Origin of the sequence: Melaminivora alkalimesophila (genome assembly GCF_000282995.1) — a bacterium.
Lineage (GTDB): Bacteria > Pseudomonadota > Gammaproteobacteria > Burkholderiales > Burkholderiaceae_C > Melaminivora > Melaminivora alkalimesophila.
Genome location: NZ_ALEE01000273.1, coordinates 1 through 1,330 on the forward strand (window position 1 = coordinate 1; position 1,330 = coordinate 1,330).

The 1,330-nt window shown below is 68.0% G+C and carries 2 protein-coding genes; both read left to right on the plus strand.

Features of this window, described 5'->3' with window-relative positions; translation table 11 throughout:
• Positions 1 to 42 precede the first annotated feature (42 nt).
• Positions 43 to 360 carry an NAD(P) transhydrogenase subunit alpha part 2 gene (locus tag A612_RS05100; RefSeq protein WP_019373460.1) on the plus strand — a complete coding sequence of 106 codons (318 nt, stop codon included), beginning with the start codon at positions 43 to 45 and terminating at the stop codon, positions 358 to 360.
• 13 nt (positions 361 to 373) lie between these two features.
• Positions 374 to 1,330: NAD(P)(+) transhydrogenase (Re/Si-specific) subunit beta (locus A612_RS05105; protein WP_019373461.1), on the plus strand; the 957-nt coding region annotated here is incomplete at its 3' end.

The window sequence follows — 1,330 nt, forward strand, 5'->3', positions numbered from 1 at the left end:
GCCAGCGCCGACAGTCCCCGCCCTTCAGCCAGGAGCCCCGCGATGGAATCGGTCTCGCCCACCCTGATCAACCTGATCATCTTCGTGCTGTCCATCTACGTGGGCTACCACGTGGTCTGGAACGTGACGCCGGCGCTGCACACGCCGCTGATGGCCGTGACCAACGCGATCTCGGCGATCGTCATCGTGGGCGCCATGCTGGCGGCGGCGCTGACCGAGACCACGCTCGGGCGCAGCATGGGCGTGCTGGCGGTGGCGCTGGCGGCGGTGAACGTCTTCGGTGGCTTCCTGGTCACGCGCCGGATGCTGGAGATGTTCCGCAAGAAGGAACGCAAGACCCCGGCCGGCAATTCCCACTGAAAGGGGCGCGACCATGGACATGAACCTCGTCACGCTGCTGTACCTGGTGGCCAGCGTGTGCTTCATCCAGGCACTCAAGGGCCTGTCGCACCCCACCACCTCGATCCGCGGCAACCTGTTCGGCATGGCCGGCATGGGCATTGCCGTCGTGACGACGGCGGCGCTGATCGTCACGCTGGCGGGCTCGGCCCTGGGGTTGTCGTGGGTGCTGCTGGGGCTGGTGGTGGGCGGCGCCGCCGGCACGCTGATGGCCCAGCGCGTGGAAATGACCAAGATGCCCGAGCTGGTGGCCTTCATGCACAGCATGATCGGGCTGGCGGCGGTGTTCATCGCCATCGCCGCGGTGGCCGAGCCCTGGGCCTTCGGCATCACGCCGCCGCACGGCGCCGACCCGGCGGTGCGCACGCCCATTCCCTACGGCAACCGGCTGGAGCTGTTCCTCGGCGCGGCCATCGGCGCCATCACCTTCAGCGGCTCGGTGATCGCCTTCGGCAAGCTCTCGGGCAAGTACAAGTTCCGCCTGTTCCAGGGTGCGCCGGTGGTGTTTGCCGGCCAGCACCTGCTGAACCTGGTGCTGGGCCTGGCGACCGTGGGGCTGGGCCTGGCCTTCATGGCGACCGAGCACTGGGGCGCCTTCTTCGCGATGCTGGCGCTGGCCTTCGTGCTCGGCGTGCTGATCATCATCCCGATCGGCGGCGCCGACATGCCGGTGGTGGTGTCCATGCTCAACAGCTATTCGGGCTGGGCGGCGGCGGGCATCGGCTTTTCGCTGAACAACAGCATGCTGATCATCGCCGGTTCGCTGGTCGGCAGCTCGGGCGCGATCCTCTCCTACATCATGTGCAAGGCGATGAACCGCTCGTTCTTCAACGTGATCCTGGGGGGCTTCGGGGGCGATGCGACGGCGGCGCTGACGGGCAGGAACACCGTGAAGACGCCGGCCTGGGCGGCCGGCACCGATTTCAGCCCC